The organism is Calidifontimicrobium sp. SYSU G02091 (assembly GCF_022631395.1).
Taxonomy (GTDB): domain Bacteria; phylum Pseudomonadota; class Gammaproteobacteria; order Burkholderiales; family Burkholderiaceae_C; genus Calidifontimicrobium; species Calidifontimicrobium sediminis.
This window is the reverse complement of record NZ_JALBGB010000038.1, coordinates 1-23902: the sequence shown is the minus strand read 5'-3', so window position 1 is coordinate 23902 and position 23902 is coordinate 1. Positions and strand designations below refer to the sequence as shown.

The window sequence follows — 23902 nt, the reverse complement described above, 5'->3', positions numbered from 1 at the left end:
TGTCCAAGCTCAAGCACCTGCCGGCCAGTCCGTTCGCGCCGGCGATGCCAACATGACGCGAAGCGTTTCCACACAAAACGGCATAGAGCCCGCCGCGCACTGCGAGACAAGATTGGTCGGGAAATACAGCCGGTATTCCCAGCGCATGACACCGCGTTCTTCCCTTGCCTTCTGGCGGGCGTCATACCACGTCAGGAATCCGTCCTCGATGACCGGTTCATCGTCCTGGTCGGAGAGATAGAGAAACCTTGCTGCGAAGCGAACCTTCCCGGAAGGCTCACCAAGGATCGAGCGAAGCGATTCCACGCCGTTGAATTCGTGCTGGTTCGACCGGATGACATCGGCCTCGACGGCGCTCAGGCGCTTGAGCGCGACACCCTCGAAATACTGCGACAGATAACCCTGTTTCATTTCCTGATCCCTGTTTCCGGTTCATTGCCACGCAGCCACACCGCAAGGCGCTGCGCTACCTGGCCGGGATCGGTTCCTGCCCCACGAAGGGCACATTCCCAGACCACGGCAACACGCCAGCCGGCCGCAAGGAGCGCATCCCGTGCCCTGCGGTCGCTGGCCCGGTTGCGGTCGATCTTGTTCCGCCAGAAATCAGGCCGGGTGCCTGGAAGCCGGTAGAGCGGGCAGTCGTGACCGTGCCAGAAACAGCCATGCACGAAGATGGCGGCGCGGTATTTTGGCAGCACGATATCAGGCTTTCCGGGCAGTTCCCGGACGTGAAGGCGGAACCGGAAGCCTTCGCGGTGCAGCAGGCTCCGCACGAGGATTTCCGGCTTCGTGTTCCGTCCCCGGATGCCGGACATCATCCGGCTTCGGGTTGCGGCATCCACCACGTCCGCCACGGGATTCAGGCAAATGCCAGTGGCGGCTGGACGACGCCGGCCTGCTCCTGTTCGATCAGGGTTTCGACATGCGGAACCATGATGCGGGCCACCTCGCGCATGACCGGCATCACCACGCTGTTCCCGAACTGGCGGTAGGCCTGCGTGTCGCTGACGGGAATGCGGAACGTGTCGGGGAATCCCATGAGGCGTGCGCATTCGCGCGGGGTCAGGCGGCGCGGCCGCCTGCGGCTGCCCTGCGAGACGAGGATTTCCGAGCCATCCTTGTAATACCGGGCTGAAAGCGTGCGGGCCACGCTGTCCGGTGTGACCAGCCCGAAGCCGAAGCCGTTGCCGGCGGCACGGTGCTTTTCCGCATAGGCCTGTAGATAGGCCCACAGCTTGGGCGTGAGGGTGTATTTGGGCTGGACGGTCTGTCGGTCGTGATCGAAGTACCGGTCGCCATCCCACGGCAGCACGGGTTCGGTGCCGTCCGTCCGATGCAGGATCGAGGAAAGACGCGGCCCATCGGACGGCAGTTGCAGATCGTCCCAGGAAAAGCCGGTTTTCTCGCGGAAGCCAACGATGATGATCCGTTCGCGGTGCTGTGGGGTGAAGTGCTGGCCGTCGATGATCCGGTGGTGCACCTCATAGCCGAGTTCGTCACGCAGGGTTTGCAGGATGACGCGGAACGTGTTGCCCCGGTCGTGTGAAAGCAGGTTCTTGACGTTCTCCAGCAGGAATGCCTTGGGGCGCTTGGTGGCGATGATCCGCGCCACGTCAAAGAACAGCGTTCCCTGTGTCGTGCATTCAAAGCCGTGCGGCCGGCCAAGAGAGTTTTTCTTGGAGACGCCGGCAATGGAGAACGGCTGACAGGGGAAGCCGGCCAGCAGCACGTCGTGATCGGGAACCGCCTCGGCCGGAAACGGAACGATGTCGCCAACGAAGGTGTGCCGCTCGCCGAAGTTCTCGACATAGGTTTTTTTCGAGAACCCGTTCCATTCGCTGGTAAAGACGCATTCGCCGCCGTGAGCCTCGAAGCCCATGCGGATGCCGCCAATCCCTGCGAACAGGTCAATGAATCTGAACCGGCCAACGCCTGCCGGAGTGTGGGCGGCTTTTTGCAGCAGATCGCGCAATGCCGGTTCCAGCATGGCCGGACATGGGACTTCCCCCTTTTCCCAGCGCCTGACGGTCTTGGGTGTTTTGCCGATGTGTTCGGCTATTTCGCGCTGTGTGAACCTGTCGCGGGCCTGCCGAAGCAGTTCCAGCGGTTGTGCATGGGTCATGTCCTGTCCTTGTTATGGGAATTTAAGGGGACATTATGACCCATGTTTAACCCTTTGACCAGTTTTTTCGTGGCGCGGCTCGCTGTTGTCGCATAAGTCCTACATTCCGCGACACCCTGCCCGGGCTGACAATCAAGGCTTGCGGTGTCATGGCGCAAGGGTGGCAGCGCAGTCTGCTGCGCTTTCTTCCACCTGATGGCCACGCACTGCCCATGCTGCATGGAGCACATCAGGCTCGGGCAGCAGGCTCATCTGACGCGGGTCGTCGGCGCGCCTGGCGGGTTTCACACGCTGCTCCATGAGCTTGCGCAGGCCGCGCTCGGTGTAGCGCACCTGGAAGGTGAGCGTGCGCGCGATCTGCAGGTAGGACATGCCATCGGCCAGCATGTTTGCCACACGCTGGCGAATGGCCTCACGCTCCTCGAGGGCGTTGCGCGGGATGTAGAGCGTCTCGCCGCCGAAGATGTCGCACAGCTCGGCGGCGTCGCGCTCGCCCAGCGTCTGCGCCAGGCGCTCCCACCACAGGCCCGCGTGAGCTCTTGGCACCTTGATCTGGCATCCGCCCCATGCGGTGCGCAGGCGCTGCGCGGCGGCGTCTCCGATGTACTCGGCCAGAAGCGTCAGGCCGGCGACACTGTCATGGCGCATCGCCGGCATCAGAACACCCGCTGTCCGGCAGCGACGTAGCCGCCCTGCCCCATGCCCAGCGCGGCCCAGGCGTAGGCCAGCGCGTCCACGCAGTCGTCGTGCTCGCCCTCAGGGAACGCGAGCAGCTCATCGCGCACGGCAGCAGGTACGCCAGCAGGGTCGAGCCGCACCTGGTGCTGCTCGAAGCGCGTGAGCAGCGGCGCAAAGCGCGTCACCTTGTCCCGCTCGGGCCGGATGCCGCGCACCGGCAGCGTGGTGGTGCGCAGCAGCTCCTGCACCATCGCGGCCTGATATTGAGTCTGCTCCACCGCGATCAGCTTGGGCCGGTGGCGCGCGGCGGCGGCCTTGATGCGGGCCTGCGCCTCGTGGAACTGCCAGCGCCCGCGCTCGACCTCCTTGACGTAAACGATGCCGGACTCCGGGTCGCGGGCCAGCGCGGCAATCGCGGTGAAGTCCGCGCCCTCCTTGCTGCTGATGGCCAGGTCAACACCGAGCGAGACCGGCAGGTGCGGCGGGCAAGGCGCGTCGATCAGCATCTCCGAGCGGATGAGGTTGCCGCCGAAGGTGACGAACTGGGCCTCGTATTCCTGCGCGAAGACCAGCGCGGGCAGGATGGCGCGCATGTTCTGCACTTCCTCGGGTCGGATGTGGGGGTTGGCCAGCGTGGGGAAGGTGAAGCTCTCCCAGTCCGGCAAGCGCCTGGGGTTGGCCGGGTTGCCGAGCTGGTAGAGGGTGTGGAAGTAGTTGAGCCCATTTGGGGTGCTGATGATGCGGGCTGAACCGCGGTAGTCGGTCAGCGTGGGCAGGATGGCGCGCTCCCACGCTTCCTGCAGGTAGCGGGCGTGGGCGGCCTCGTCGATCACCACACGGCTGTATTTGCGTCCACGGCCCGCGCCATCGTCCTGCAGTGTCCAGAAGTCGATCACGCCGCCGGTGACGAGCTCGATGCGGTTTTCGGTCTTGTTGGACTTGCGCGTGACCGGGCGCAGCGTGCGCTCGGCGTCTTTCCAGACCTCCAGCATCAGCTGGTAGGTCGGCGCGAAGAAGCCCGCCGGGTAGCCTTCGATGGCGCTGCCGCCCGGCGCAAACAGCAGCCACTCCAGGCTGGATAGCGTCTTGCCAAAGCGCCGCCCGCAGTTGATGACCTTGAAGCGCGCGGTGCTGGCCTCGATGGCCTGCTGGCCTGGGTGCAGCCGCAAGGGTGGAATGACGATGCGCGTCATCGGTGGAGATGGTGTTGATCGTTCGGGCTTTGGTGGATACAATCCACACCATGAACAGCCGGGAACTGATCCGACTGCTCGAAGCGAACGGCTGGACGCTGCGGGCTGTCAAGGGCAGTCACCACATCTTTCGGCATGCGGACCGCCCAGGTCACATCAGCGTCCCGCATCCGAAGAAGGACCTCGGCGTAGGGCTTGTGCGCAAGCTGCTCAAGCAAGCCGGCATACCTGACCCAAGGAGCTGAACCATGAAATTCCCCATCGCGCTGGAACCCGGCACCGCCACGACGGCATGGGGCGTGGTCGTGCCCGATCTGCCCGGGTGCTTCTCTGCAGGCGACACCGCCGAGCAGGCGTTTGCCAACGCCGTGGAGGCCATCGAGGCCCATCTGGAGCTGCTGGCCGAGGACGGCCTTGACATCCAGCTGCCGCGTCCGCTGGATCACTGGCAGGCCGATCCGCAGTTCGCCGGCTGGGTCTGGGGTCTGGTCGAGGTGGACACGTCGCGCTTCGAAGGCAAGGCCGAGAAGATCAACATCACCCTGCCCCGCCGGCTGCTGGCGCGGGTGGACGAATACGCCCGCGCCCACGGCATGACGCGCTCGGGCTTTCTGGCGCAGGCCGCGCAGCGGGCCATGCAGGCAAGCTGAACGCGGCCGCATCACGCCCCCGCGCCGTAGCTGCGCACGATCTCAATGGTCGGCGCCTGGGCGGCATCGTCCAGCCCCCATGCCCTGCGCTCGCCGTCGTGGCGGATGCGCAGCATCTCCGCCGTGATCTTGGCGAGCTTGCCGTCCTCGAAGTGCTCCGGCACCGCGCCAAAGCGCGCGCGGTGCGCCTCCCAGTCCTGCTGGTGGCGCGAGACTACGGCGGCGGCGCGATCTGCTGCCGCGTCGATGGCCTCGGCCTTCTTTTTCGGGTTGCAGGCTGCAACGACGCCTGCAATCTTCTCTGCAACTTTGCGCCGGATGGTTTGCGCGACGTCTACTCCGTCGCCCCAGCCTTCGGTCTTGGCGCGCTTCTGGATGGCCTGATGGCTGACGCCGAATCGTGCGGCAAGTTCAGGAAAACTCGCCCCCGCCTCGCGCTCGGCCCGGATCTGGGCCCATTGGTCTGCGGTCAGTCGCGGCATGGCGTTGCCCTCCCCAGGATGCACGCTTGACGATAATATCGTGACGCGATAATATTGAACCCATGATCGCGTCGTTCCGCGACGAGGCCACCGAAGCCATCTGGCAAGGTCGCTTTACCCGCAAGCTGCCCAACCAGATCCAGGCCGTGGCGCGGCGCAAGCTGCGCATGCTGGATGCGGCGCAGTGCCTGGACGATCTGCGCATGCCGCCGAACAACCGGCTGGAGGCGCTGCGCGGCGACCGCGCCGGCCAGCACAGCATCCGCATCAACGACCAGTGGCGCATCTGCTTCGTGTGGGATGGCAGGAACGCGCAGGCGGTCGAGATCGTGGACTACCACTGAGGAACGAGCATGAAGACGCTGCCAAATATCCATCCCGGCGAAGTGCTGCGGGAAGAGTTCCTGATTCCGCTGGGCATCAGCCAGTACCGGCTTGCCAAGGCCATTGGCGTGCCGCCCATGCGCATCAGCGAGATTTGCGCCGGCAAGCGCTCGATCACCGCCGACACCGCGCTGCGGCTGGCGCGCGCGCTGGGCACCACGCCGGGCTTCTGGCTGGCGCTGCAGGCCAGCCACGACACCGAGGCTGTGATGCGCGACCACGGCGAGGCCATCGAGCGCATCGCGCCGCTGGCGGCTTAAGCGCGTCAGGCGCGGCATAGGCGCTCCTCCTCTTCGATGAGCCGCTGCAGGTAGTGAGCGGCCTTGCATCGCATCTTTCGGTTCATCCAGTCACCACCACTTGCACATAGCCTCCTGGCGGCTGAGCCCGCTCAATCGACAGGCTCCATCGGCTGTCATCAACTCCCAGCACCGAGGCCAGCCCATCCAGACCGGACTTCATCCGTGCGAGCAGGTTGTCCAGGTCGTAGTGCCGCCGGTCGGGCGGAACGAACGTCAGCGCCACATGCAGCCGATCGGCCTCGATGCGCAGCGCGCCCTGCTCAAGCGCCTGCGCCCGGCATGCGCGCCGGTAGGTCCCTGCTGCTCGGGCTTTGGCGGCCCAGTGCAGGCGGCCGTTTGGGCTGAGGGCGGCCGGTGGCCATGGAAGGACGATGCGCAACGCCGTCATGTCACGATCACGCAGTGTTTTGCCGCCCGGGTGATGGCCACGTAGAGCAGCCGCGACAGGTCTGCGCCGCCCATGCGGGCCTTGCTGGCCTCGCGCCAGTCCACCAGGACGGTGTCGAAGGTGCTGCCCTGCGCCTTGTGGATGGTCATGGCGTAGGCGTGGCGGATGTCTGGGAGCGCGGCCTTGAGCGCGTAGGCCGAGCGCGACCACCGGGTGGCCTCGAGGTCCATGCCGTCGGCCTTTGCCTTGCGAACGCGCGCGAAGCGTGCGGCGATCTCGGCCTGCACGGCGCCGGGCTGCACGGCCAGGGTGGCGCGGCCGGTCCAGCCGCCATCGGATCGCAGATGGACCTCGCGGGCCTCGAATCCCTCGACCCGCACGGGATCTGCCACAGCCGACTCGACGGTCAGCAGCTGGCCGTTGGACACGCGCCCGCCGTAAGGCAAGTCGATGTCGCCGTCGGCGCAGATCAGCGGCTCGCCAGGCTCGAACGGCTGGCCGCCCGGGAACAGCCTGGCGTGCACGGCGGTGTTGTGGCGCACGGATGCGGCGTTGGTGTAGGTCAGGACGCGCATGTCGTGGCCGTGGCGGCAGGCATCGGCTGCCCAGTCGGCGATCAGCGCGTCGTCGCCTGTGACGATCTGGCACATGCGGTCGTCGCCGCGCTGCAGCATGGAGGCCAGCGCTGCGATGTCGGGTGGCTGATTGCGGCCGATGGCCTCGCGCAGCGCCTCGGACCAGCGCAGGATGGGGTTGTCCTGCGCCTGGCGCACGATGCGCTCGAGCCGGGCGTGCACCGGAACGTGCGGCCCGAAAGCGGGCGACAGGGCCGATGTGGCGTCGGTCGTGACGGGTGGCAGCTGCGCCGGGTCGCCGACGAACAGCAGGCTGGTGTGGTAGGTGCGGCTGGTGGCTATGGCTGGGGCGAACAGCCCGTCACCGAGCATCGAGGCCTCGTCCACGATGACGGTGTCGTAATCGGCCAGCACGGGTGGCTTGCTGGGCACGAGCATGACGGTGCCGTCGGGCTGGCTGTCCACCCGCAGGCCCAGGGCGGCCTGGATGGTCTTGTAGTCCGGGCCGTCGCCGATCCTGCCTTGCAGGACGCCAAGCGCCTTGTGCGTGGGGGCGGTCACCAGCACATGGTGGCCGCTGGTCACCAGATCCTGCGCGATGGTGGCGGTCAGCGTGGTCTTTCCCGTGCCGGCATAGCCCTGCAGGGTGGCGACATGCCCCTGCCGGCCGGAGATGACTGGCATCAGCAGGTTGTAGCAGCGCTGCTGGTCTTGATTCAGTTGATCAAATTTCACAATCAACGCCATTCAGGCATTTATTGATGACAATTCTAATGGCAATGTTGCCTAATTTTTAGGCAATCGCCGACAACGCCGACAACCGTGTCGGCGATTGCTTTTGCATTAAGTCGTTGATGCATAAAGGAAATTTGCAATCGCCGACATCGCCGACGCCGACCTATATAGAGGTTTCATTCCTTATATATAGAGTGGCGTCAGCGAACGTCGGCGTCGGCGATTGCCCAGAAATGTCTTTCTGAATCAAAGACTTAGGTGCTTCAGCAATCGCCGACACGCTGTCGGCGACTGTCGGCGATTGCTCGATTTTTTCCTTTGAAATCAAAGACTTGGCATCTACGCCGGCGTCGGCGATTGCTCCCGGTGCCGGTTGCGTATCGACCATGCCGGCCAGCACGTAGCGGTGCCCGCGCACGCCCTTGCGGGCCGAAATGACGGCCACGCCGTCATTGACGATGCGCTCGAGCAACTCGTCGCGCTTGTCGTCGGCAAGCTCGCGGAACATCCGCACGCCCTTGACCAGCTCGCGCTTGCTGGCCCCCGTGCAGCCGCAGTCGCGCAGGAAAGCCTCGACCTTGTGATAGGCCGACGGCCGCCCCGTCTCGCCGTCCTCCGCACCGCCACGGTCGCGGAAGACGTGCAGCGTGGCCTCCAGCGCCTGGCGCACGAAGACGCTGGCCCACTGCACCATCGGCCCGGTGACGACGGGGTCCTCCGGGTCGGCGGCAGCAGCCAGCGCCGTGCAGATGCGGGCCATGCTGCGCCGCGCACCGCCCGAAAGCATCCGCGCCAGCGGACCGCGCCTGGCATATTCGGCCGCCAGCGCCATCTGCGCCACCTGCAGGTCGCCGGTGACGCGCACGGTCCTGAGCGCCGGCACCACCACCGCCAGCCCGCCGAACAGCTGCTCTGGCGTCAGCGCCGTCTGCCCTGGGCCGAAACCTCGCAGGCGGCGCAGCGTCTCATGCACGGCCGCATCCAGCGGCTGCCCGCCATGACTGGGCCGGTCTGTCCAGCGGGCCGGGTCTTCGGCGCACACGAAGATCATGCTGTCCACCGCGCCACGGCTCAGCTCACTGCGCCGCAGCGTCTGCTCCACCTGCGAGCCCGCAACCAGCGCCAGCATGTTGAGCGTCGGCCGCTGCAGGATCGGGCGCGGCCCCTCCTCCTCACTGCGGGCGCGGCCAAGACCCACCTCCGCCCAGTTGTCCAGCGCAATGTGCGACGGGGCCGACCAGATGCGGCCGTTGATGAGCGACATCGCATGCCCCAGCAGGCCGGACGGCTGGCGACGCGCAAAGTGCATCTGCTCGCCCCAGTCGTCGGCCAGGTAGTACAGCGCCGGCGACTGGTACAGCGACGAGAACAGCTGCTGCGGGCTCGAGATGCGCACCCCGCGCACCATCCCGGAAAGCCCGGCGTGCAGCATCGCATCCTCGGCCGCGCTGAACGCCGCACGGCCAAAGCTCGCGGCCGGCGCGATGATGCCCATGTACAGCGACGCCGGATCCCCGTGCTCGCTCAGGTAGCGCCGTGCGGCCGCCGCGCTCACGATGGACAGCGCCACCGCCTGCGACACCAGCGGATGCGACTGGTCCGACCTCGCCTCGATCCACGCCGCAAGCCGGTCCACCACTTCCACGGGGCACGGCAAGACGGCATCCAGGTCTGCGCAGCGCGTATGACCCTGTGGCCCATCCTCGACAACCACGGCGGGCGCCACCTGCCGCGCGCTGGCCGGGTTGCGCCAGCCATGCTCGGCCGCAACGGCAAAGATGGCCTCATAGCTCACCTCCCCGCGCGGTTTGGCCGTGTGCCACACCCGCACCGAGTCCACGGGGTCGTACTTGACCGACTTGCGGCTCCACTCGTCCCACAGATCCCACCCCTGCTGGCCGCAGGGCCGCAGCGCCAGGCAGAACCGCACCCACAGGTCCCGGTCGTCCGACGGGATGGCCGCCAGCGCCGAGCGCAGGTCATCGACCACCGTCGGCCCCAGATACCGGGAGCCGGCCATGGCACCCGCATCGATGGCCGGTGCGGACGCCATCGACCGGATCCAGTCCGGCAGCGGGCTGGGCACCACACCTTCGCGCGGATCGCTGCTGGCCTCCCAGACGTAGCGCCTGCCGCTGACGTGCGTCGAAGGCTCGGCCATGATGTAGCCGTTGAGCTTCAGGTCCACGCCAGGCCCGAGCCTGCCCGGCAGCGCCTGCACGACGCCGCCCAGCTGGAACAGCGCGTGCCAGCCACCGCCTCCGGTGAACTGGATCACATCCGACTGCAGGCTGCCGTACCGGGACTCGAGCGCCTCCACCGTCTCCAGCCCGCCGTTGCGCGGGTCCACATCCACCGCACACAGGCCGGATGCGGCCAGCGCAATGGAGATGTTTGCCTGCGGGTAGCGCGCCCACCAGGCGCGGATCATGGCCTCGTCAGTGGTGGCGTTGTTCTGGCCGGCAGGAACCAGCGCGCCGATCGGATGCTTGCCGGGGCTCTTGCAGGCCTCATGGCCGCAGGCGCACTGCCACCGGCCCTCACGCTCCTCGGCCCACCAGCACGGGAAGACGTGCCAGCCCAGCCGCGCATAGGCCAGCGCGTGGCCAAGGATGGCGCCCGCCTCGCGTTCGTCCACGATGCGCAGCACCGTCATTCGTCCTCCCACAGCCGCGCCGCCGCTTCCTGCGTGGCCAGCATGCGCAGCGCGGCCTGACGCATGAACTCCAGCGCCTGCGCATCCACGCACACCTTGTCGGCAGACACGACCTTGAACCCCAGCTGGTACAGCAGCACCAGCGTGTCCTCGAGCTTCTCGGTCTTGATGCGGCTGACCGTGGCCTCGCTGGTGCCCAGCGCATGCGCCAGCGAGCGCTGCGTTCCAGGCCCTTGCAGCGCCTGCAAGACGCGCGCGTGCGCCTTGCGGGCCCTTTCAGATGGCGACACCGACAATTCCATCGTCATCGCCTAGCCGTGGAGGACGCCAATGCAGATCCGCATGAGCCTGTACGCGCTGCGCCTCGAGTCAGGGCGCTGCGTGGTGTGCCTGGACATCGACGGCGTGACCGAGCCCGTGTGCATCGTCGATGAGCAGCGTGCCGCCGCAGCGGGCGTGAGCATCCGCGACGATCCGGTGCAGGCGCAGCGCATGGCCGAAGCGCTGGCGCGACGCGACGCGCAGGCGGCCATCGACGCGGCCAGGGGCCGGACATGACACGGCAGCCCTGCGCAGCCAGGGGTTCACGCCGCCTCCTTCTGCGCGGCCACGCCGATGCAAGGCCACGCCGGATCGGGCAGCGATGTGCGGCAAGCAAAGGGACGAAGGTCCGTAGACTGGGTGCACCTCAACGACCTGTCATGGGCCATCATGGAAGGGCGGTTCCAGATCGCGATCGAGCACGATGGCAGAACATGGGAAGGCGTGCGCGTCATCATCGGCAAGCGCGTGCTCAGGCAGCGGGTGGAGAGTCCGTAGGGCAGCAAGTCAGACCCTCACAGCTACAGCGGCAGCCGCATCGCCGCGATGGAGGGCATCGCCAGGCTGCTGCTGCACGAGATCGTCGTCGCCTTCCAGCGCCGACAGAAACCCTGACCATTGGGCAAACGCCTGATGGGCGCGCAACAGATCGGCGTTGGGCGACGCCAGCAGCTGCTCGCCGATCAGATGCAGCGCAATGGCCAGATCGAGCTGGGAGACGGGCGGCAGCTCCATCAGACCGCCTCCTTCGCCGCCATGGCGTGGATTCGCGTCGGCCGCTCAGGCATCGCAGCCATCCATCACGATCGAACCAGCCTGCGCCTGATCGTCCACTGGACACGCAGCGGCTACTACGTCTTCGGCAACGTGCCGCAGATCGAAGCGCTCAACATGGCCGCAGCACCCAACCCGTCGGCGTACTTCAGGAAGCACATCGAACCGCACGCCGTCAAACTCCCGGATCAGCCAGCAGGGCAAGTCCTGAGGCTCGCCGGGCGATAGCGCCCAGCGAGTCATCCGGCCCGCCAACAGGCAGGCAGCGCAGCGCATCAGGACACAGCGCTGCCAGAGCCTGCGCCAATGCCGCGTGCGCGCCGGAGAAGTCCAGCACGTCCGCCTCGCCGCTGTCATGCGTGAACGGCAACCCGTGGTGGACCTCCATCGCCTGCATGGCGCGCAGGATCGACTGCGGAACCGGGTCGTCGAAGCGCATTGCATGTCTCCTCAGCCAATTCGGCGCGGGCCGCCACGTCGATGCACGGCCGGCCCTCGGGGTGCGGCCATGACGGATCGCGCACTCGCACCCAGCGCACGTCAGGGCGCAGCTGCTCGCATGTGACCTCGCCGCCAGTGGCCCGCTCGATGGCAGGGCAGCGGTCGGGTGGGACACGACCACCCCAGCCGATTACCGACGGCGGTTTGATGCCAAGCATTCGTGCCACTTTGGAAGGGCCACCAAGGCGCGTGATGACGTCGTACACAACCGCATGATAGGTCGCACCTAACCATAGTGTCAAGGCAACACCTATTCATGGGCAATTAGGATCACCTAATGGCCCTCAGTGATCGGATGCGAGCCGCTCTTGAGGCGGCTGGTCTAACGCAGGCCGAGTTGGCGCGGCGCATTGGTGTCTCGCAGCCAAGTGTCAACGACTGGCTGTCTGGCAAGACACGGCGACTCAAGTACGAAACTGCACTGAAAGCCGCCGCAGTTTTGCGCGTACGTCCAGAATGGCTTGCTTGGGGAAGCGAGCCAATACAAAACGGTCAATTGCCTTCAAGCGCGCCTGCGACACTTAATGCGCTCCCCCACCCTTCCCTCCCCGCCGCACTGCCCGTTGTGCTCGACGCCATCCGGTCGTGCCCGGACAGCCACCGCGAGGAACTGCGCTCGCTGCTGACCCTGCTGGTCGATCACGACGCGCCCGCCTACCGCCAGCGGCTGGCCGAGCTGCTGGCGGCGTCAGCGCCGGCGCTGCCGGTGGAGTCCCGGGACTTCCAGCCGCCGGTGCCAGCACCGGTCAAGGCCAGATGACCCTGTTCACGCCGGACGTGCTCGACATCGCCTGGGAGCATCCCCGGCGTCCACACAACTCCAAGGGCGAGGCGCGCTTCGTCCGCGCCGAGGACGATCTGGACTACGTCGCCAAAAGCGCCACCAGTCTCGAGCCGCTGGCACCGCAGGCCGAATACGTGTCGCACTGGCTGGCGCTGCGCTGCGCGCTGCCGTCCGCAGTGGGGCAATGGCTGCGCTGGCCGCACACCGGCGCGCTGGCCTTTGGCTACCGCTTCGAGACGGGCGTCAAGCAACCACCATGGCTCCCGAGCACAGCACGCCGGCGCTGGCAGCAGCCATGCCGGGGCTTTGGCGGCTGTGCGTGCTCGATGTGTTCGTCGGCAACCCGGATCGCCACATCGACAACCTGCTGTTCCGCCCGTCGGAACTCGACGGCCGCTGGACGTTCATCGCCATCGACTGGGGCAAGGCGCTATGGAACAGCGGCTTTCCATCTGCGCCGGTCGAACATGTCGCGCGGTCAGGAAACACGGCGGCAACCATAGCCTTTTTGCGATCCGCCGGGCAGGCCGACCCTAAAATGACGCTGGACGTCGTGGCCCGGCTGCAGGCGCTGCGCGTCGAGTCCTTGCGTGCGCACCTGGATCAGCTGCCTGCGGGCGCGCGGTGCCCGCAGACAGACGCCCTGGTCGACTGGTGGAGCGCGCAAGACCGGCTGGAGCGGCTGCAGCGCACACTGGAAGTGCTGTCATGACCCAAGCGCACGAGTATCAACTGCTCGCCATCAAGCACCCCACGCGCGGCGAATCGCTCAACGTCGGGCTGATGTTGTGGGCCGAGGGTCTGCCGCGCATCTTCCCGGCCACCAGCGCGCAGCGCCTGGCTGCGCTGGACCCCAACCTGCCACGGCTGCCGGTGGTGGCCGCGCTGCTCGACGGCTCGCTGCAGGATCGCCTGCACGCCGCATTGCAGCAGCAGCCGGACGAGACAGGCGCGCGGCAAACTCTTCTTGGCCTGCTGCTGCGCCCCATCGTGGCGCTGCCGCCGGCGCAGATCTTTGCCGCCGACAGCCAGGAGCTGCAGGAGCGCATCGGGCAGATTCTCGATCTCTATGTGCGCCGCCCTGCCCTGCAGGTCAAAGCCGCGCACAGGCCGGCCAAGCGCGCCAGCCGGCTGTACAACGAGATCAAGCTGTGGCTCAAGCAGCACCATGCCTTCAGCACGCGGGTGGAAGACATCAGCGAGGGCAAGGTGGTGGCCCACTACCCCGTCAACCCGCAGTCTGGCCTGTATGCCGATCTGGCCGTCATGAACGGCGCGCTGCACGCTGTCGAGGTGCTTGATCTGCGCGGCGCGCAGCATCTCACCCCCACGCTGCGCGGCGAGGCGGCGATCAAGGGCATCACCCTGGACGCCGCCCGCGAGCACCTCGACGGCAGGCGCATCGCGGTCGTCAGCGCCAGCGACTACGCCGTCGCCAGGCCCGCCATCAGCCTGATCAGCCGGTATGCCGATGATCTGATCGACATGACCGAGCCGTCAGGCCGGCAGCGGCTGGCCGATTTCATCGCTGGCGCCTTGCATCGAACAGATCTTCCGAGCCTCGAGCTGACGACCTGACCAGCCTTTGCACAGAGGCTTGCGCACGCCGCCGGCGCCTTCAGGCCGCCACCGCAACCGCCGCCACGGACAGCACGGCGCCGGCGGCCAGCAGCGCCGCGCGCCAGCCGTAGGCCGCGACACGATAGCGCAGCCGCTCGGCCCTGCTGTCGCGTCCCTTGACCGCGAGCCGCCAGTCGGCGCTGGCGTGGTTCTCCGGGCATGAGGCCAGCAGCTCGCGCTGGCGCGCGAGCGCGTCGGCCAGCGGCATGGCGCGGCACTCGCGCATGAGGGCGCGCAGGTCCAGCGCGTTGCGGTGCAGGCGCTCGGCGCGCGCGCCATGGTCGGCGGCCGATTCGACGAGCGACAGCGCCAGCGCCCCCAGGCTGCACCACATGGCCAGCAGCGTGTAGGCCGGCTGCGGGCTGAGCATGGCGGCCAGCGACCACATGGCCGCCGCCACCGACAGGGCCGCCGCGGCCCACAGCGACAGGCGCGACTGCGCCTGAAGGCGCTTTGCCGCGTTGAAGCGCGCCGCGCTCGTCTCCCACAGGTTCTTGTCCAGCGTCTCGTGGTTCACGAGGGCATTGTCTGGCATGGCGGGTCTCCGTGTGGTGCCGCCGCGACGGCGGTGGATGCATAGGGTTTACACCAACACAAAATTAGGCACTCCCTATCGACAAAAATTTAGGCGCCTCCTATTATCCGTCCATCGCGCCGCTCAGACAAGGAGCATCCGATGGCCACACAGCAAGCCAAGATCGCCCGCCGCCAAGACCCGATCCCGGGCCTCGAGGTGACCGAGCTGCCAGCGCACGCGCCGCAGGTGCTCGCGCTGGACGCACCAACCACCAGGCGCTACCCGAGAACGCTGGTGGAGGCCTTCCCGCGCGACGGATGGGCGTGGCTTGAGGTCTACCGTCGCCCGCTGGCCGAGCGCATCGCCGACGCGCTGCTGGCCATCGTCATCGGCGTGGCGATGGCGGCCGCGCTTGTCCACTGGTGGAGCGCGTGATGGACGGCCACGACGTCATGGCCAGACGCATCGATGCGGCCATTCGGTTCGAGGACAGCCACGGACCATGCGCTGAATACGAGCGCAATGCGGATGCCGTGGGCACTGCATGCGACCGCGCCGGCATCTGCCAGTCACGAAGCCCGGCGTGCCAAGGCAGCTGCTGGGAAGAAGCCATTCACGGTGGCCTGAGCGCCGCCGACAGCAACGCCGCCATCGAAGGCACACACGCACCAGCCTACGGCCTGCGCGACGTGCTCAGAGATCTGATCACCGCCATCGCGCTCGTGGCGCTGGCGGCCATCACCGGCTTTGTGGCCGGGTATCTCACCTCGGTATGAACATGCACCACACCCTGCGCATCAGCTCGCCATGGGAGCACCAGCAGGCCGTCGAGGTCGACGGCTTCGTGCCGCAAGCCACCAGCCACCCAGAGCTGCACGCGCGTGCCGCGCTGACCCTGCGCGCGGGTGCTTTCGAGCTGCTGCTGCGTCCCACCGCCGAAGAGCTGCGCGCGGTCGCGCAGCTGGCCACCACGCTTGCTGACGCGCTGAAACGACAGGCGTGACCGCAGAGGACATGAACGGCCCGCTTGCCGGGTATTCCGCGGGCTGAGCCCGCCCAACGCAAGGAGAGCAACCATGGCAGCACTGCCACAACCCATCACCACTGCCGATCCGCTGGCAGACGCCGTCGAGACGCTCGTCGCTGCCAGGCGCGACGAAGAGATCGCCAAACGGCGCCGCATCGATGCCGAAGAGCGCGTGATCGCGCTGGCTGCCTTCCACAAGGAAGAAGGCAGCCAGACCATCGACGCTGCAGGCTACAAGGTAACGCTGACCGCGAAGCTGATTTACTCCTGCGACGATCCGCGCGCGCTGGCCGAGGCCTGCGCCGCCACCGGGGTGGGGCCGACGATGATCCCGGTCAAGACCGTGGTGGAGCTCGACGCCACCGGCGCAAAGTGGCTGCGCGCGAACGAGCCCGACTTCTGGGCGTCGGTGCTTGCCAGGCACATCACCGTCAAGCCGGCCAAGGTGGCCGTGAGCGTGAAGGTCTGACGCCATGGCCATCAAGCTCACCACCACCGCGCAGGCCGCGCGCGACAGCGGCCTGAAGCTGCTCGTGCACGGCCCGGCCGGCGCGGGCAAGACGACGCTGTGTGCCACCACCGGCGAGCCCACCGTGATCATCAGCGCCGAGGCCGGCCTGCTGTCGCTGCGCGGGCATGACATTCCGGTGATCGAGGTCGGCTCGATCGAGGACGTGCACGAGGCCTATCGCTTCGTGGCCGAGTCCGCCGATGCGCGCGATTTCCGCTGGGTGTGCCTCGACTCGATCAGCGAGATCGCCGAGGTCGTGCTCGCACGCGAAAAGGCAGGCGCCAAGGACCCGCGCCAGGCCTACGGGGCGCTCGCCGACCAGATGGGACAGCTCATCCGCGCGTTCCGCGATCTGCCGGGCCGCAACGTCTACATGTCGTGCAAGCAGGCGCGGCAGCAGGACGCCGCCAGCGGCGCGACGCTGTACTTCCCGAGCCTGCCTGGGCAGATGCTCGGGCAAGGCATCGCCTACTTCTTCGACTTCGTGTTCGCGCTGCGCGTGGAGCGCGACACGGAGGGCAACGTGAGCCGCTGGCTGCAAACCGGCCGCGACTTCACGCACGAGGCCAAGGACCGATCTGGCGCGCTCGCCATGTTCGAGCCGCCGAACCTCGCCGCCATCGCCAGCAAGGTGCGCGCCTCGATGGCGCAGAACGCCCATCTCCATGCCGAAGCCGCCCCGGCCCCTGTGGCGGCCATGCACTGAAGGGAGGCCGATCATGGCCCAGCTTGCATTCGACGCGACGCAGGTCGCACCTCAGGAATCGCTTTCTCCCATCCCGGCTGGCGTCTACGTCGCCCACATCATCGACTCGGAGGTCCGCCCGCTCAAGAGCGGCATGGGCCAGGCGCTGGCCCTGACCTTCGAGGTGCTCGACGGCTCCTACCGCGGGCGCAAGGTGTTCACGCAGCTCAACGTCCAGCACCGTGGCAGCGCAGAGGCCGAGCGCATCGCCCAGGCGCAGCTGTCGGCCCTGTGCCACGCCACCGGCGTGCTCAAGCTCACCGACAGCGTGCAGCTGCACATGAAGCCGGTGCGCATCCGCGTGAAGGTGCGCAAGGACGAGACGGGGCAGTACGGCGACCGCAACGAGGTCACCGGCTACGAGGCGGCTGCAGGCGTGACGCTGCCGCCAGGCGCCGCGCCTGCTGCAGCGCTGTTCGCGCCGGCGGCTCAGCCTGCGCCGGCAGCGGCGCAGACCCCGCCGTGGGCCAAGCGCGCGGCCTGACACCATGGCCACCATCCCGGAGCCGGCCAACGCCACCGTGCAGGCGGTCTACCGCCTGCACGAGCAGCGCGATGCGCAGGCAGGCCACCGCGCCCATCTGGGCGCGAGCCTGATCGGACATCCATGCACGCGCTACCTGTGGCTGACGTGGCGCTGGGCGCACAAGGAGGCGTTCGACGGCCGCATGCTGCGGCTGTTCGAGGCCGGGCGGCAGTTCGAGGCCCGCATCGTCGCCGAGCTGCGCGCCATCGGCGTGCAGGTCTCGGAGGTGGACGCCAATGGCCGACAGTGGCGTGTGAACGACCACGGCGGGCACTTCGGCGGCAGCCTGGATGGCGCGGCGCTCGGGCTGCCGGAAGCTCCCGCCACCTGGCACGTGCTCGAGTTCAAGACGCACAACGCCAAGAGCTTCGCCGACCTCAAGGCCAAGGGCGTGCAGGCGGCCAAGCCGATGCACTGGGCGCAGATGCAGACCTACATGGGGCTGACCGGCATGGACCGGGCGATGTACATCGCCGAGAACAAGGACACCAGCGAGCTCTACAGCGAGCGCGTGGCGTTCGACCCGGTGGAGTTCGAGCGGCTGCGCGCCCGCGCACTCCAGATCATCGAGTCGCCCGAGCCGCCGCCGCGCATCAGCAACGACCCCGCGTGGTGGCAGTGCAAGACCTGCGCGATGCACCCGATCTGCCACGGGGAGCAGGCGCCGCTGGTCAACTGCCGCACCTGCGCGCATTCGACGCCGGTCATGGACGGCGCAGGCGGCTGGCGCTGCGAGCGCCACAACACCGCCATCGACACTGGCCGACAGCACAGCGGCTGCGCCGGACACCGCTACATCCCGCTTCTGCTCGAGCGCATCGCAGAAAAGGTCGACGCATGGGACGAGCCAGGCGGCAACGCCGCGGTGCGCTACCGCATGGCCGACGGCGCGGAGTTCGTCAACGGCGCGCCGCCGCATTTCAGCAGCGTGGAGATCCGCGCCGCGAAGCACAAGGCCATGCTGGCCGACCCGCAGGTGCAGCGCATCAAGGCCGACTTTCCTGACGCGAGGATGGTGGCATGAGCATCGTTGACCGCGGGCCGCGGCCGCTGACCCTGCGCCCCTACCAAGAACGCGTGCTCGACGAGCTGTGGCAGTGGTTCGCCACGCACGCGGACGGAGATCCCATCGTCGAGGCCTGCGTCGGCGCCGGCAAGAGCGTGCTGATCGCCGAGATGTGCCGGCGCGCGATTGCGCAGCACCCAGGCACGCGCATCCTGATGCTGGTGCACAGCAAGGAGCTCATCGAGCAGAACCTGCACAAGCTGCTGGCTGTCTGGCCTGGCGCGCCGATTGGCGTGTACAGCGCCAGCGTCGGGCAGCGGCAGCTGGGGCGCGCGATCACCTACGCGACCATCGGCAGCATCTACAAGCGCGCGCACGAGCTCGGGCACCTGGACCTGATCATGGTCGATGAGTGCCACCTGATCGGCGACCGCGAGACCACCATGTACCGCCGTCTGATCGACGGGCTGCGCGCGCTGTGCCCGGCGCTGCGCGTGATCGGCTGGACGGGCACACCGTTCCGGGGCGATGGCGTCTGGCTCACGCAGGGCGACCTGTTCACGCACCTGGCCGCGCGGGTCACGATGCGCGAGCTTCTCGATGGCGGGTATCTGGCGCCGCTCGTGCGCGCACAGACCGCTGCTCGCATCGACACCAGCAGCGTGCGCATGCAGGGCGGCGACTACGTGGTGTCTGCGCTGGAGAAGGCCTCCGACAAGGTCGATCTGGTGCGCGCCGCCTGCGCCGAGATCGTGCGGCTGGCCGCCGAGCGCCAGCGCTGGCTGGTGTTTGCCGTGACGGTGGAGCACGCACAGCACATCGCCGACGAGCTGCGCAGCACACACGGCGTAGCCTGCGCCGTGGTCAGCGCCCAAACGCCGCACGGCGAGCGCGCGGCGCTGATCCGCGCTTTCCGTGCCGGACAGCTTCGGGCCCTGGTGAACGTCGCCGTGCTCACCACCGGCTTCGACGTCCCCGAGATCGACTGCATCGCGCTGCTGCGCGCCACGCGCAGCCCGGTGCTGTACGTGCAGATCGCAGGGCGCGGCATGCGCACCGCACCCGGCAAGCGCGACTGCCTGTGGCTGGACTTCACCGACACCACGGCCACGCTGGGCCCGGTGGACGCCATCAAGGGTCGCAACAGGCCGGACACCAGGACAGGCGGCGCAGCGCCCTTCAGGTACTGCAACGAATGCGGCAACCCGAACCCCACGGTAGCGCTGGCCTGCGCGCACTGCGGCCACGCATTCCCGGCGCCAGAGCGCGTCAACCACACGCACGTGGCAGACACCGCATCAGCCGTTCTCAGCACCGAGATCGTCTGGCACAGCGTCACCCGCATCGACTATGACCGCCATCTGGGCAAGCATGGCAAGCCCGACACCCTGCGGGTGGACTACTGGAGCGGATGGAAGCGCGTGGCCAGCGAGTTCATCTGCCTCGAGCACACGGGCTATGCCCGCACGAAGGCCGAGCACTGGTGGCGCCAGCGCAGCGACAGGGCCGCACCAGACACCATCGACGAAGCGCTGCAGCGCATCCATGCGGGCGAGCTGCGCGAACCCAGCCCGATTGCCGTGCAGATGGACGGTGAGTACCCGCGCGTGGTGTCGTGCCGCTTCGGCATCCAGCAGGAGGCGGCATGGGCAGCATGAGCGCGATCGAGCTGCGTGAGGTGCGCGAGGCACTGCGCCGGCGCCTGCGCGAGCTGGATGCGGTGCGCGCCACCTGCGAGCACTGCGAGCACTTCACCAACCCGCCGACATGCGCGAAGTTCGAGGCCGTTCCGCCACCGGAGTTCAGGCGTGTCGAAGGTGCGTGCGAGCACTGGCGGTTCGACGGCATTCCATTCTGAGGACACGACCCATGATCAAGCCTACAGAGTTCGAAGTCAGCAACGGCGAAGGCATCGGCTGCACCGTCAGGATCGATCCAGAGACGCTGCTCGACGGCCAGATGTTCTTCGTCATCGATCAGGACGCCGACTCCATCATCGTGACGCTGGAGTGCCTGCAGGGGCTGCTGGACGCGGCGCGGCACCTGCAAGGGGCGCAGGAGCGTTTCAGGAGCGAAAACCAGGATCTGCTGACGCGTGAGGAAATCCAATGAAAGACACGCAGGCGCCACAGACCATCGAGCGCGAACTCAGCATCGCACGCATCTATGCCGCCTGCCGTGGCGACGATGACAGGCTCGATGAGGCAGATGCCGAGCTGCAGCAGCTGCGCCGCATCCAGCACGCGGCCGAGCTGGCCTGCGGACTGCTCTGGCATTTGCCGCGCAATCACCCGATCACAGAAGCTGCATTCCAGGCGTTGCGCGATGCTCTTGGCGGTCCAGGCAGCGCCGGCCTGGCGCGCGCGATCCGTGCGGCCAAGGACTACGGCGCAAAGGAACCCGTCTGATGACCGTCATGGCGCCTTATCCGCCGCACCTGCTCACCGCCGCCGAGCTCGCCGCTGCCCTGCGCACCAGCGAGCGCACCGTCGCCCGCATGGTCAACGACGGGTGCCCCTCTATGATGGTCGGACGGCGGCGCCGCTTCGAGTTGCAGGCCGTGCTGGCATGGTCCGCAGAGCGCGCCGCACGCAGCCCGATGGAGATACAAGCATGCCCATCCGACAGGACGCCGACGGGCGCTGGCACGTCGAAGTGTGCATCCAGCGCCGCCGAATACACCGCCGCTGCCCGCCGGGTGCAACTGCGCGTGATGCCAAGCGACTCGAGGCCGAGCTGATCCGCGCTGCCGGCGCAGCGCGGCCAGCTGTCGTCGTGCCTGGCGATCCACTGCTGTCCGAACTGCTGGCCGACTATGCCGGACGCCACGCGCAGACCCTGCGCAGCCCGGACACCGCTCGCTACCACGCCTTGCGCATCGGCCGCTGGGTCGAAGGCCGCCGCGCATCCGAGACGCGCGAAGTCGCCGCCGCCATCCGCGACGATCTGCTGCGCGCCTACGCGCCAGCCACCGTCAACCGCAGTCTTGGAGCACTCAAGAAGGCCCTGCGCCTGGCATGGGAGCACGGCCGCACGAACGCCGACTACAGTGGCCTCGTCAAGCGCCTGCCCGAGCACAACGCCCGCACCGTCAGCCTCGGCATGCACGAGGTGCAGCGCATTGCCGACCGCGCCAGCCAGCAGGTGCGCGCGGCCATCTGGCTGTCGCTGTTCACCGGCCTGCGCCGCGGAGAACTGCTGGGCCTGACGCGCGACGACATCGGCACCGACATCATCACCGTGCGCGCCGGCAACACCAAGACCCTGCGCACCCGCACCGTGCCCATCATTGCACCCGCACGGCCGTGGCTTCAGCACGTGCCGCTGAAGATCAGCGCCGAAGGTCTCAAGACGGGCTTTGCTCGCGCTCGTGGCGCAGCCGGCATGCCGCATGTCACCTTCCATGACCTGCGCCGCAGCTGCGGCACCCTGCTCATCCAGCACGGCGTGCCGCTGCACATCGTCAGCCGGCTGCTCGGTCACTCCAGCACGGCCGTCACCGAGCGCGTCTACGCGCATCTGGCGCCCGAACAGCTCAGAGCCGGGCTCGATGTGCTCGCGGATTTACACCGGGATTTACACCGGAGACGCACATCGCGCGGGAGCAACGCGCTAAGTGCTTGATTTTATTGGTGGGCAGTGCAGGGTTCGAACCTGCGACCCCTGCCGTGTGAAGGCAGTGCTCTACCGCTGAGCTAACTGCCCGGAATGCGGTGTCGGCCGTGTTCCGGCAAGGTGCAGATTATGCCACGGCGCTGCGCCACACCGTCTTGCCGCCACTGGCCTTGTCCAGGTCCGCCAGCACGGCCTCGTGGGCGGCGCACTCTTCGGCGGTCGCCGCGATCACGGGCAGCTCGAAGCGGCGCAGGTCGATCGGCGCGGCCGTCGCAGCCGCCTGCTCGCCGTCGAGACCGTCGATGACGAGCGACTCCTGGCCGCGCGTCATGCGGATGTAGACCTCGGCCAGCAGTCCGGCGTCGAGCAGCGCGCCGTGCAGCGTGCGGCTGGTGTTGTCGACCTCGAGGCGCTTGCACAGCGCGTCGAGCGAGTTCGACTTGCCCGGGTACATCTCGCGCGCCAGCTGCAGCGTGTCGACGATGCCCGCCACGTGCTCGCGCAGCGGCGCCCGTCCGATGCGCCGCAGCTCCTCGTCGAGGAAGCCGACGTCGAACGCGGCGTTGTGGATCACGACTTCGGCACCGGTCAGGTACGCGAGCAGTTCGTCGGCGATGGCGGCGAACAGCGGCTTGTCGGCGAGGAACTCGTCGGTCAGGCCGTGGATGCGCACGGCGTCCTCGCTGTTCGGGCGCTGCGGGTTCAGGTAGTGGTGCAGGTTGCGCCCGGTCGGCCGGCGGTTGACGAACTCGACGCAGCCGATTTCGATGATGCGGTCGCCGTTCTCGGGGCTCAGCCCGGTGGTCTCGGTGTCGAGGAAGACCTGTCGCATCGTCTCATCCCGCCTTCGGTGCGCGCAGCCACAGCCACGCGCCGACGACGAGCATCGGCACGCACAGCCACTGGCCCATGCTCATGTTCAGTGCCAGCAGCCCGAGGAAGCTGTCGGGCTCGCGGAAGTACTCGGCAATGAAGCGCAGCACGGCGTAGCCGACGAGGAACGCCGCCGACACGCGGCCCAGCGGCCGCGGCTTGCGCGCAAACCACCACAGCAGCACGAACAGCAGCACCCCCTCGAGCGCGAACTGGTACAGCTGCGACGGGTGCCGCGGCAGGCTCGAGCCCGACTGCGGGAACACCATCGCCCACGGCAGCGACGCGTCGGCCACCCGGCCCCACAGCTCGCCGTTGATGAAGTTGCCCAGTCGCCCGAGCGCCAGGCCCACCGGCACGACGGGCGCGACCAGATCGCCCACTTCGAGCACCGGGCGGCCGCGCCGCCACGCGTAGCCGAAGAACGCGGCGATGACGCCGAGCAGCCCGCCGTGGAACGACATGCCGCCCTTCCACAGCGCCAGCGCCTCGAGCGGGTTCGCGGCGTAGTAGCCGGGCTTGTAGAACAGCACGTAGCCCAGGCGCCCGCCGACGACGACGCCGATCACGACCCAGAACAGCAGGTCCTCGACGTCGCGCGACGTCCAGCCGGCCGACGCGAATGGCGCGCGCGCGGCGCGGTGGCGCGCGAGCACGAAGCACAGCACGAACGACGCGAGGTAGGTCAGGCCGTACCAGTGGATGTGCACGGGTCCCAGCGACAAGGCCACCGGGTCGAACTGCGGGTGCATCAGCATGGGCGCGCATGCTAGCAGCGCGCTCGTGTGCGGCTCACGCGATGCGGCTGCTGCCGCACGGGCCGCCGCCTAGGGAAACGCTGATCAAGTCCACCGCATCGTAGTGACATGCGTTGGAGGTGTCGATGCAAGATGCGAGGATGACGATGAAGCAGATGA

General features: G+C 67.7%; 38 protein-coding genes, 1 tRNA gene and 1 pseudogene. 23 read left to right on the top strand and 17 right to left on the bottom strand.

The features are described 5' to 3' along the window. Positions 1–9 precede the first annotated feature (9 nt). The 5 genes from MOJ79_RS17050 to terL all read right to left on the bottom strand — a co-directional run bounded on the left by MOJ79_RS17050 (position 10) and on the right by terL (position 3993). Positions 10–411, bottom strand: coding sequence for a hypothetical protein (locus MOJ79_RS17050; RefSeq protein ID WP_241925232.1), 402 nt, complete (start codon positions 409–411; stop codon positions 10–12). Then, a complete protein-coding gene (locus MOJ79_RS17045) occupies positions 408–854 on the bottom strand; it encodes a very short patch repair endonuclease (RefSeq protein ID WP_241925231.1) in 447 nt (148 codons plus the stop codon). Before MOJ79_RS17045 ends, MOJ79_RS17050 begins: the two co-directional genes overlap by 4 nt. A 5-nt stretch (positions 855–859) precedes the next feature. Further along, entirely contained in the window at positions 860–2122 is a 1263-nt protein-coding gene (dcm, locus tag MOJ79_RS17040; RefSeq protein ID WP_241925230.1) for a DNA (cytosine-5-)-methyltransferase, read from the bottom strand. Positions 2123–2269: 147 nt separating this feature from the next. Then, on the bottom strand, positions 2270–2779 hold the full coding sequence (locus tag MOJ79_RS17035) for a hypothetical protein (RefSeq protein ID WP_241925229.1): 510 nt from the start codon (positions 2777–2779) through the stop codon (positions 2270–2272). Further along, on the bottom strand, positions 2779–3993 hold the full coding sequence (terL, locus tag MOJ79_RS17030; protein WP_241925228.1) for a phage terminase large subunit: 1215 nt from the start codon (positions 3991–3993) through the stop codon (positions 2779–2781). Before terL ends, MOJ79_RS17035 begins: the two co-directional genes overlap by 1 nt. A gap of 50 nt (positions 3994–4043) precedes the next feature. Between terL and MOJ79_RS17025 the strand changes: the two genes are divergently transcribed. Both MOJ79_RS17025 and MOJ79_RS17020 read left to right on the top strand, forming a co-directional pair. Continuing rightward, a complete protein-coding gene (locus MOJ79_RS17025) occupies positions 4044–4238 on the top strand; it encodes a type II toxin-antitoxin system HicA family toxin (protein ID WP_241925227.1) in 195 nt (64 codons plus the stop codon). Positions 4239–4241: 3 nt separating this feature from the next. Continuing rightward, positions 4242–4643 carry a type II toxin-antitoxin system HicB family antitoxin gene (locus MOJ79_RS17020; protein ID WP_241925226.1) on the top strand — a complete coding sequence of 134 codons (402 nt, stop codon included), beginning with the start codon at positions 4242–4244 and terminating at the stop codon, positions 4641–4643. 11 nt (positions 4644–4654) lie between these two features. Here MOJ79_RS17020 and MOJ79_RS17015 read toward each other — a convergent pair whose 3' ends face one another. After that, positions 4655–5125, bottom strand: coding sequence for a hypothetical protein (locus MOJ79_RS17015; RefSeq protein WP_241925225.1), 471 nt, complete (start codon positions 5123–5125; stop codon positions 4655–4657). Positions 5126–5187: 62 nt separating this feature from the next. Here MOJ79_RS17015 and MOJ79_RS17010 point away from each other — a divergent pair, with 62 nt between their 5' ends. Further along, positions 5188–5469, top strand: a complete 282-nt coding sequence (locus tag MOJ79_RS17010; RefSeq protein WP_241925224.1) for a type II toxin-antitoxin system RelE/ParE family toxin — start codon at positions 5188–5190, stop codon at positions 5467–5469. A 9-nt stretch (positions 5470–5478) separates the two neighbouring features. Further along, entirely contained in the window at positions 5479–5769 is a 291-nt protein-coding gene (locus MOJ79_RS17005) for a HigA family addiction module antitoxin (protein WP_241925223.1), read from the top strand. A gap of 82 nt (positions 5770–5851) precedes the next feature. Here the strand turns inward: MOJ79_RS17005 and MOJ79_RS17000 are convergent, their stop codons facing one another. From MOJ79_RS17000 to MOJ79_RS16985, 4 genes are all read right to left on the bottom strand, one after another. Then, entirely contained in the window at positions 5852–6199 is a 348-nt protein-coding gene (locus MOJ79_RS17000) for an endonuclease (RefSeq protein WP_241925222.1), read from the bottom strand. Continuing rightward, positions 6196–7521, bottom strand: a complete 1326-nt coding sequence (locus MOJ79_RS16995; protein ID WP_241925221.1) for an ATP-dependent DNA helicase — start codon at positions 7519–7521, stop codon at positions 6196–6198. Before MOJ79_RS16995 ends, MOJ79_RS17000 begins: the two co-directional genes overlap by 4 nt. 151 nt (positions 7522–7672) lie before the next feature. Further along, entirely contained in the window at positions 7673–10165 is a 2493-nt protein-coding gene (locus MOJ79_RS16990; protein ID WP_241925220.1) for a bifunctional DNA primase/polymerase, read from the bottom strand. Continuing rightward, the gene (locus MOJ79_RS16985) at positions 10162–10467 is read right to left on the bottom strand and encodes a hypothetical protein (protein ID WP_241925219.1); all 306 of its coding nucleotides are present in this window, start codon (positions 10465–10467) and stop codon (positions 10162–10164) included. Before MOJ79_RS16985 ends, MOJ79_RS16990 begins: the two co-directional genes overlap by 4 nt. A 28-nt stretch (positions 10468–10495) precedes the next feature. Between MOJ79_RS16985 and MOJ79_RS16980 the strand changes: the two genes are divergently transcribed. After that, entirely contained in the window at positions 10496–10723 is a 228-nt protein-coding gene (locus MOJ79_RS16980; protein ID WP_241925218.1) for a hypothetical protein, read from the top strand. 57 nt (positions 10724–10780) lie between these two features. Then, the gene (locus MOJ79_RS16975; protein WP_241925217.1) at positions 10781–10984 is read left to right on the top strand and encodes a hypothetical protein; all 204 of its coding nucleotides are present in this window, start codon (positions 10781–10783) and stop codon (positions 10982–10984) included. Between the two features lie 9 nt (positions 10985–10993). Here MOJ79_RS16975 and MOJ79_RS16970 read toward each other — a convergent pair whose 3' ends face one another. Continuing rightward, entirely contained in the window at positions 10994–11221 is a 228-nt protein-coding gene (locus MOJ79_RS16970; RefSeq protein ID WP_241925216.1) for a hypothetical protein, read from the bottom strand. Between MOJ79_RS16970 and MOJ79_RS16965 the strand changes: the two genes are divergently transcribed. Then, positions 11120–11488, top strand: a complete 369-nt coding sequence (locus tag MOJ79_RS16965) for a KTSC domain-containing protein (protein WP_442863141.1) — start codon at positions 11120–11122, stop codon at positions 11486–11488. The two genes, MOJ79_RS16970 and MOJ79_RS16965, sit on opposite strands and share 102 nt — an antisense overlap. On the opposite strand, the gene MOJ79_RS16960 is transcribed toward MOJ79_RS16965, so the two are convergent. Both MOJ79_RS16960 and MOJ79_RS19050 read right to left on the bottom strand, forming a co-directional pair. After that, positions 11436–11699, bottom strand: coding sequence for a hypothetical protein (locus tag MOJ79_RS16960; RefSeq protein ID WP_241925233.1), 264 nt, complete (start codon positions 11697–11699; stop codon positions 11436–11438). The two genes, MOJ79_RS16965 and MOJ79_RS16960, sit on opposite strands and share 53 nt — an antisense overlap. After that, positions 11614–11967 carry a transcriptional regulator gene (locus tag MOJ79_RS19050; RefSeq protein WP_336606339.1) on the bottom strand — a complete coding sequence of 118 codons (354 nt, stop codon included), beginning with the start codon at positions 11965–11967 and terminating at the stop codon, positions 11614–11616. The genes MOJ79_RS16960 and MOJ79_RS19050 overlap by 86 nt, the downstream gene beginning before the upstream one ends. Positions 11968–12038: 71 nt before the next feature. On the opposite strand from MOJ79_RS19050, the gene MOJ79_RS16950 reads away from it, so the two are divergent. The 3 genes from MOJ79_RS16950 to MOJ79_RS16940 all read left to right on the top strand — a co-directional run bounded on the left by MOJ79_RS16950 (position 12039) and on the right by MOJ79_RS16940 (position 14123). After that, positions 12039–12521, top strand: coding sequence for a helix-turn-helix domain-containing protein (locus tag MOJ79_RS16950; RefSeq protein ID WP_241925214.1), 483 nt, complete (start codon positions 12039–12041; stop codon positions 12519–12521). Positions 12522–12801: 280 nt separating this feature from the next. Next, complete coding sequence (locus MOJ79_RS16945) at positions 12802–13257, top strand: phosphatidylinositol 4-kinase (RefSeq protein ID WP_241925213.1); 456 nt, start codon at positions 12802–12804, stop codon at positions 13255–13257. After that, positions 13254–14123, top strand: coding sequence for a hypothetical protein (locus tag MOJ79_RS16940; protein WP_241925212.1), 870 nt, complete (start codon positions 13254–13256; stop codon positions 14121–14123). Before MOJ79_RS16945 ends, MOJ79_RS16940 begins: the two co-directional genes overlap by 4 nt. Positions 14124–14163: 40 nt before the next feature. Here MOJ79_RS16940 and MOJ79_RS16935 read toward each other — a convergent pair whose 3' ends face one another. After that, entirely contained in the window at positions 14164–14700 is a 537-nt protein-coding gene (locus MOJ79_RS16935; RefSeq protein WP_241925211.1) for an SLATT domain-containing protein, read from the bottom strand. 141 nt (positions 14701–14841) lie between these two features. Here MOJ79_RS16935 and MOJ79_RS16930 point away from each other — a divergent pair, with 141 nt between their 5' ends. The 13 genes and pseudogenes from MOJ79_RS16930 to MOJ79_RS16875 all read left to right on the top strand — a co-directional run bounded on the left by MOJ79_RS16930 (position 14842) and on the right by MOJ79_RS16875 (position 22121). Continuing rightward, positions 14842–15117, top strand: coding sequence for a hypothetical protein (locus MOJ79_RS16930; RefSeq protein WP_241925210.1), 276 nt, complete (start codon positions 14842–14844; stop codon positions 15115–15117). Beyond that, positions 15117–15458 (top strand): hypothetical protein, encoded by a 342-nt coding sequence (locus tag MOJ79_RS16925; protein ID WP_241925209.1) that lies wholly within the window; start codon positions 15117–15119, stop codon positions 15456–15458. The genes MOJ79_RS16930 and MOJ79_RS16925 overlap by 1 nt, the downstream gene beginning before the upstream one ends. Positions 15459–15460: 2 nt before the next feature. Beyond that, a complete protein-coding gene (locus MOJ79_RS16920; protein WP_241925208.1) occupies positions 15461–15685 on the top strand; it encodes a hypothetical protein in 225 nt (74 codons plus the stop codon). Positions 15686–15758: 73 nt separating this feature from the next. Continuing rightward, positions 15759–16178, top strand: coding sequence for a hypothetical protein (locus MOJ79_RS16915; protein ID WP_241925207.1), 420 nt, complete (start codon positions 15759–15761; stop codon positions 16176–16178). 4 nt (positions 16179–16182) lie between these two features. Further along, positions 16183–16926 carry an ATP-binding protein gene (locus tag MOJ79_RS16910; RefSeq protein WP_241925206.1) on the top strand — a complete coding sequence of 248 codons (744 nt, stop codon included), beginning with the start codon at positions 16183–16185 and terminating at the stop codon, positions 16924–16926. A 13-nt stretch (positions 16927–16939) separates the two neighbouring features. Further along, on the top strand, positions 16940–17449 hold the full coding sequence (locus MOJ79_RS16905; protein WP_241925205.1) for a DUF669 domain-containing protein: 510 nt from the start codon (positions 16940–16942) through the stop codon (positions 17447–17449). Positions 17450–17453: 4 nt separating this feature from the next. Further along, positions 17454–18515: a PD-(D/E)XK nuclease family protein gene (locus MOJ79_RS16900; protein WP_241925204.1), complete on the top strand. Its 1062-nt coding sequence runs from the start codon at positions 17454–17456 to the stop codon at positions 18513–18515. Beyond that, positions 18512–20155 (top strand): helicase-related protein, encoded by a 1644-nt coding sequence (locus MOJ79_RS16895; protein ID WP_241925203.1) that lies wholly within the window; start codon positions 18512–18514, stop codon positions 20153–20155. Before MOJ79_RS16900 ends, MOJ79_RS16895 begins: the two co-directional genes overlap by 4 nt. Next, entirely contained in the window at positions 20152–20355 is a 204-nt protein-coding gene (locus tag MOJ79_RS16890) for a hypothetical protein (protein WP_241925202.1), read from the top strand. The genes MOJ79_RS16895 and MOJ79_RS16890 overlap by 4 nt, the downstream gene beginning before the upstream one ends. A gap of 11 nt (positions 20356–20366) precedes the next feature. Continuing rightward, positions 20367–20609 carry a hypothetical protein gene (locus tag MOJ79_RS16885; protein ID WP_241925201.1) on the top strand — a complete coding sequence of 81 codons (243 nt, stop codon included), beginning with the start codon at positions 20367–20369 and terminating at the stop codon, positions 20607–20609. Then, the gene (locus MOJ79_RS16880) at positions 20606–20905 is read left to right on the top strand and encodes a hypothetical protein (RefSeq protein ID WP_241925200.1); all 300 of its coding nucleotides are present in this window, start codon (positions 20606–20608) and stop codon (positions 20903–20905) included. Before MOJ79_RS16885 ends, MOJ79_RS16880 begins: the two co-directional genes overlap by 4 nt. Then, positions 20905–21063: pseudogene (locus MOJ79_RS19185) on the top strand (helix-turn-helix domain-containing protein); the annotation flags it as partial. The gene MOJ79_RS16880 and the pseudogene MOJ79_RS19185, both read left to right, overlap by 1 nt. A gap of 47 nt (positions 21064–21110) precedes the next feature. Further along, complete coding sequence (locus MOJ79_RS16875) at positions 21111–22121, top strand: tyrosine-type recombinase/integrase (RefSeq protein WP_241925199.1); 1011 nt, start codon at positions 21111–21113, stop codon at positions 22119–22121. 6 nt (positions 22122–22127) lie between these two features. On the opposite strand, the gene MOJ79_RS16870 is transcribed toward MOJ79_RS16875, so the two are convergent. The 3 genes from MOJ79_RS16870 to lgt form a co-directional block, all read right to left on the bottom strand. Continuing rightward, positions 22128–22202, bottom strand: a tRNA-Val gene (locus MOJ79_RS16870). A gap of 37 nt (positions 22203–22239) precedes the next feature. Next, positions 22240–22944 (bottom strand): DNA polymerase III subunit epsilon, encoded by a 705-nt coding sequence (gene dnaQ, locus MOJ79_RS16865; protein ID WP_241925198.1) that lies wholly within the window; start codon positions 22942–22944, stop codon positions 22240–22242. Between the two features lie 4 nt (positions 22945–22948). Continuing rightward, positions 22949–23743: a prolipoprotein diacylglyceryl transferase gene (gene lgt, locus MOJ79_RS16860; RefSeq protein ID WP_241925197.1), complete on the bottom strand. Its 795-nt coding sequence runs from the start codon at positions 23741–23743 to the stop codon at positions 22949–22951. Positions 23744–23902 lie beyond the last annotated feature (159 nt).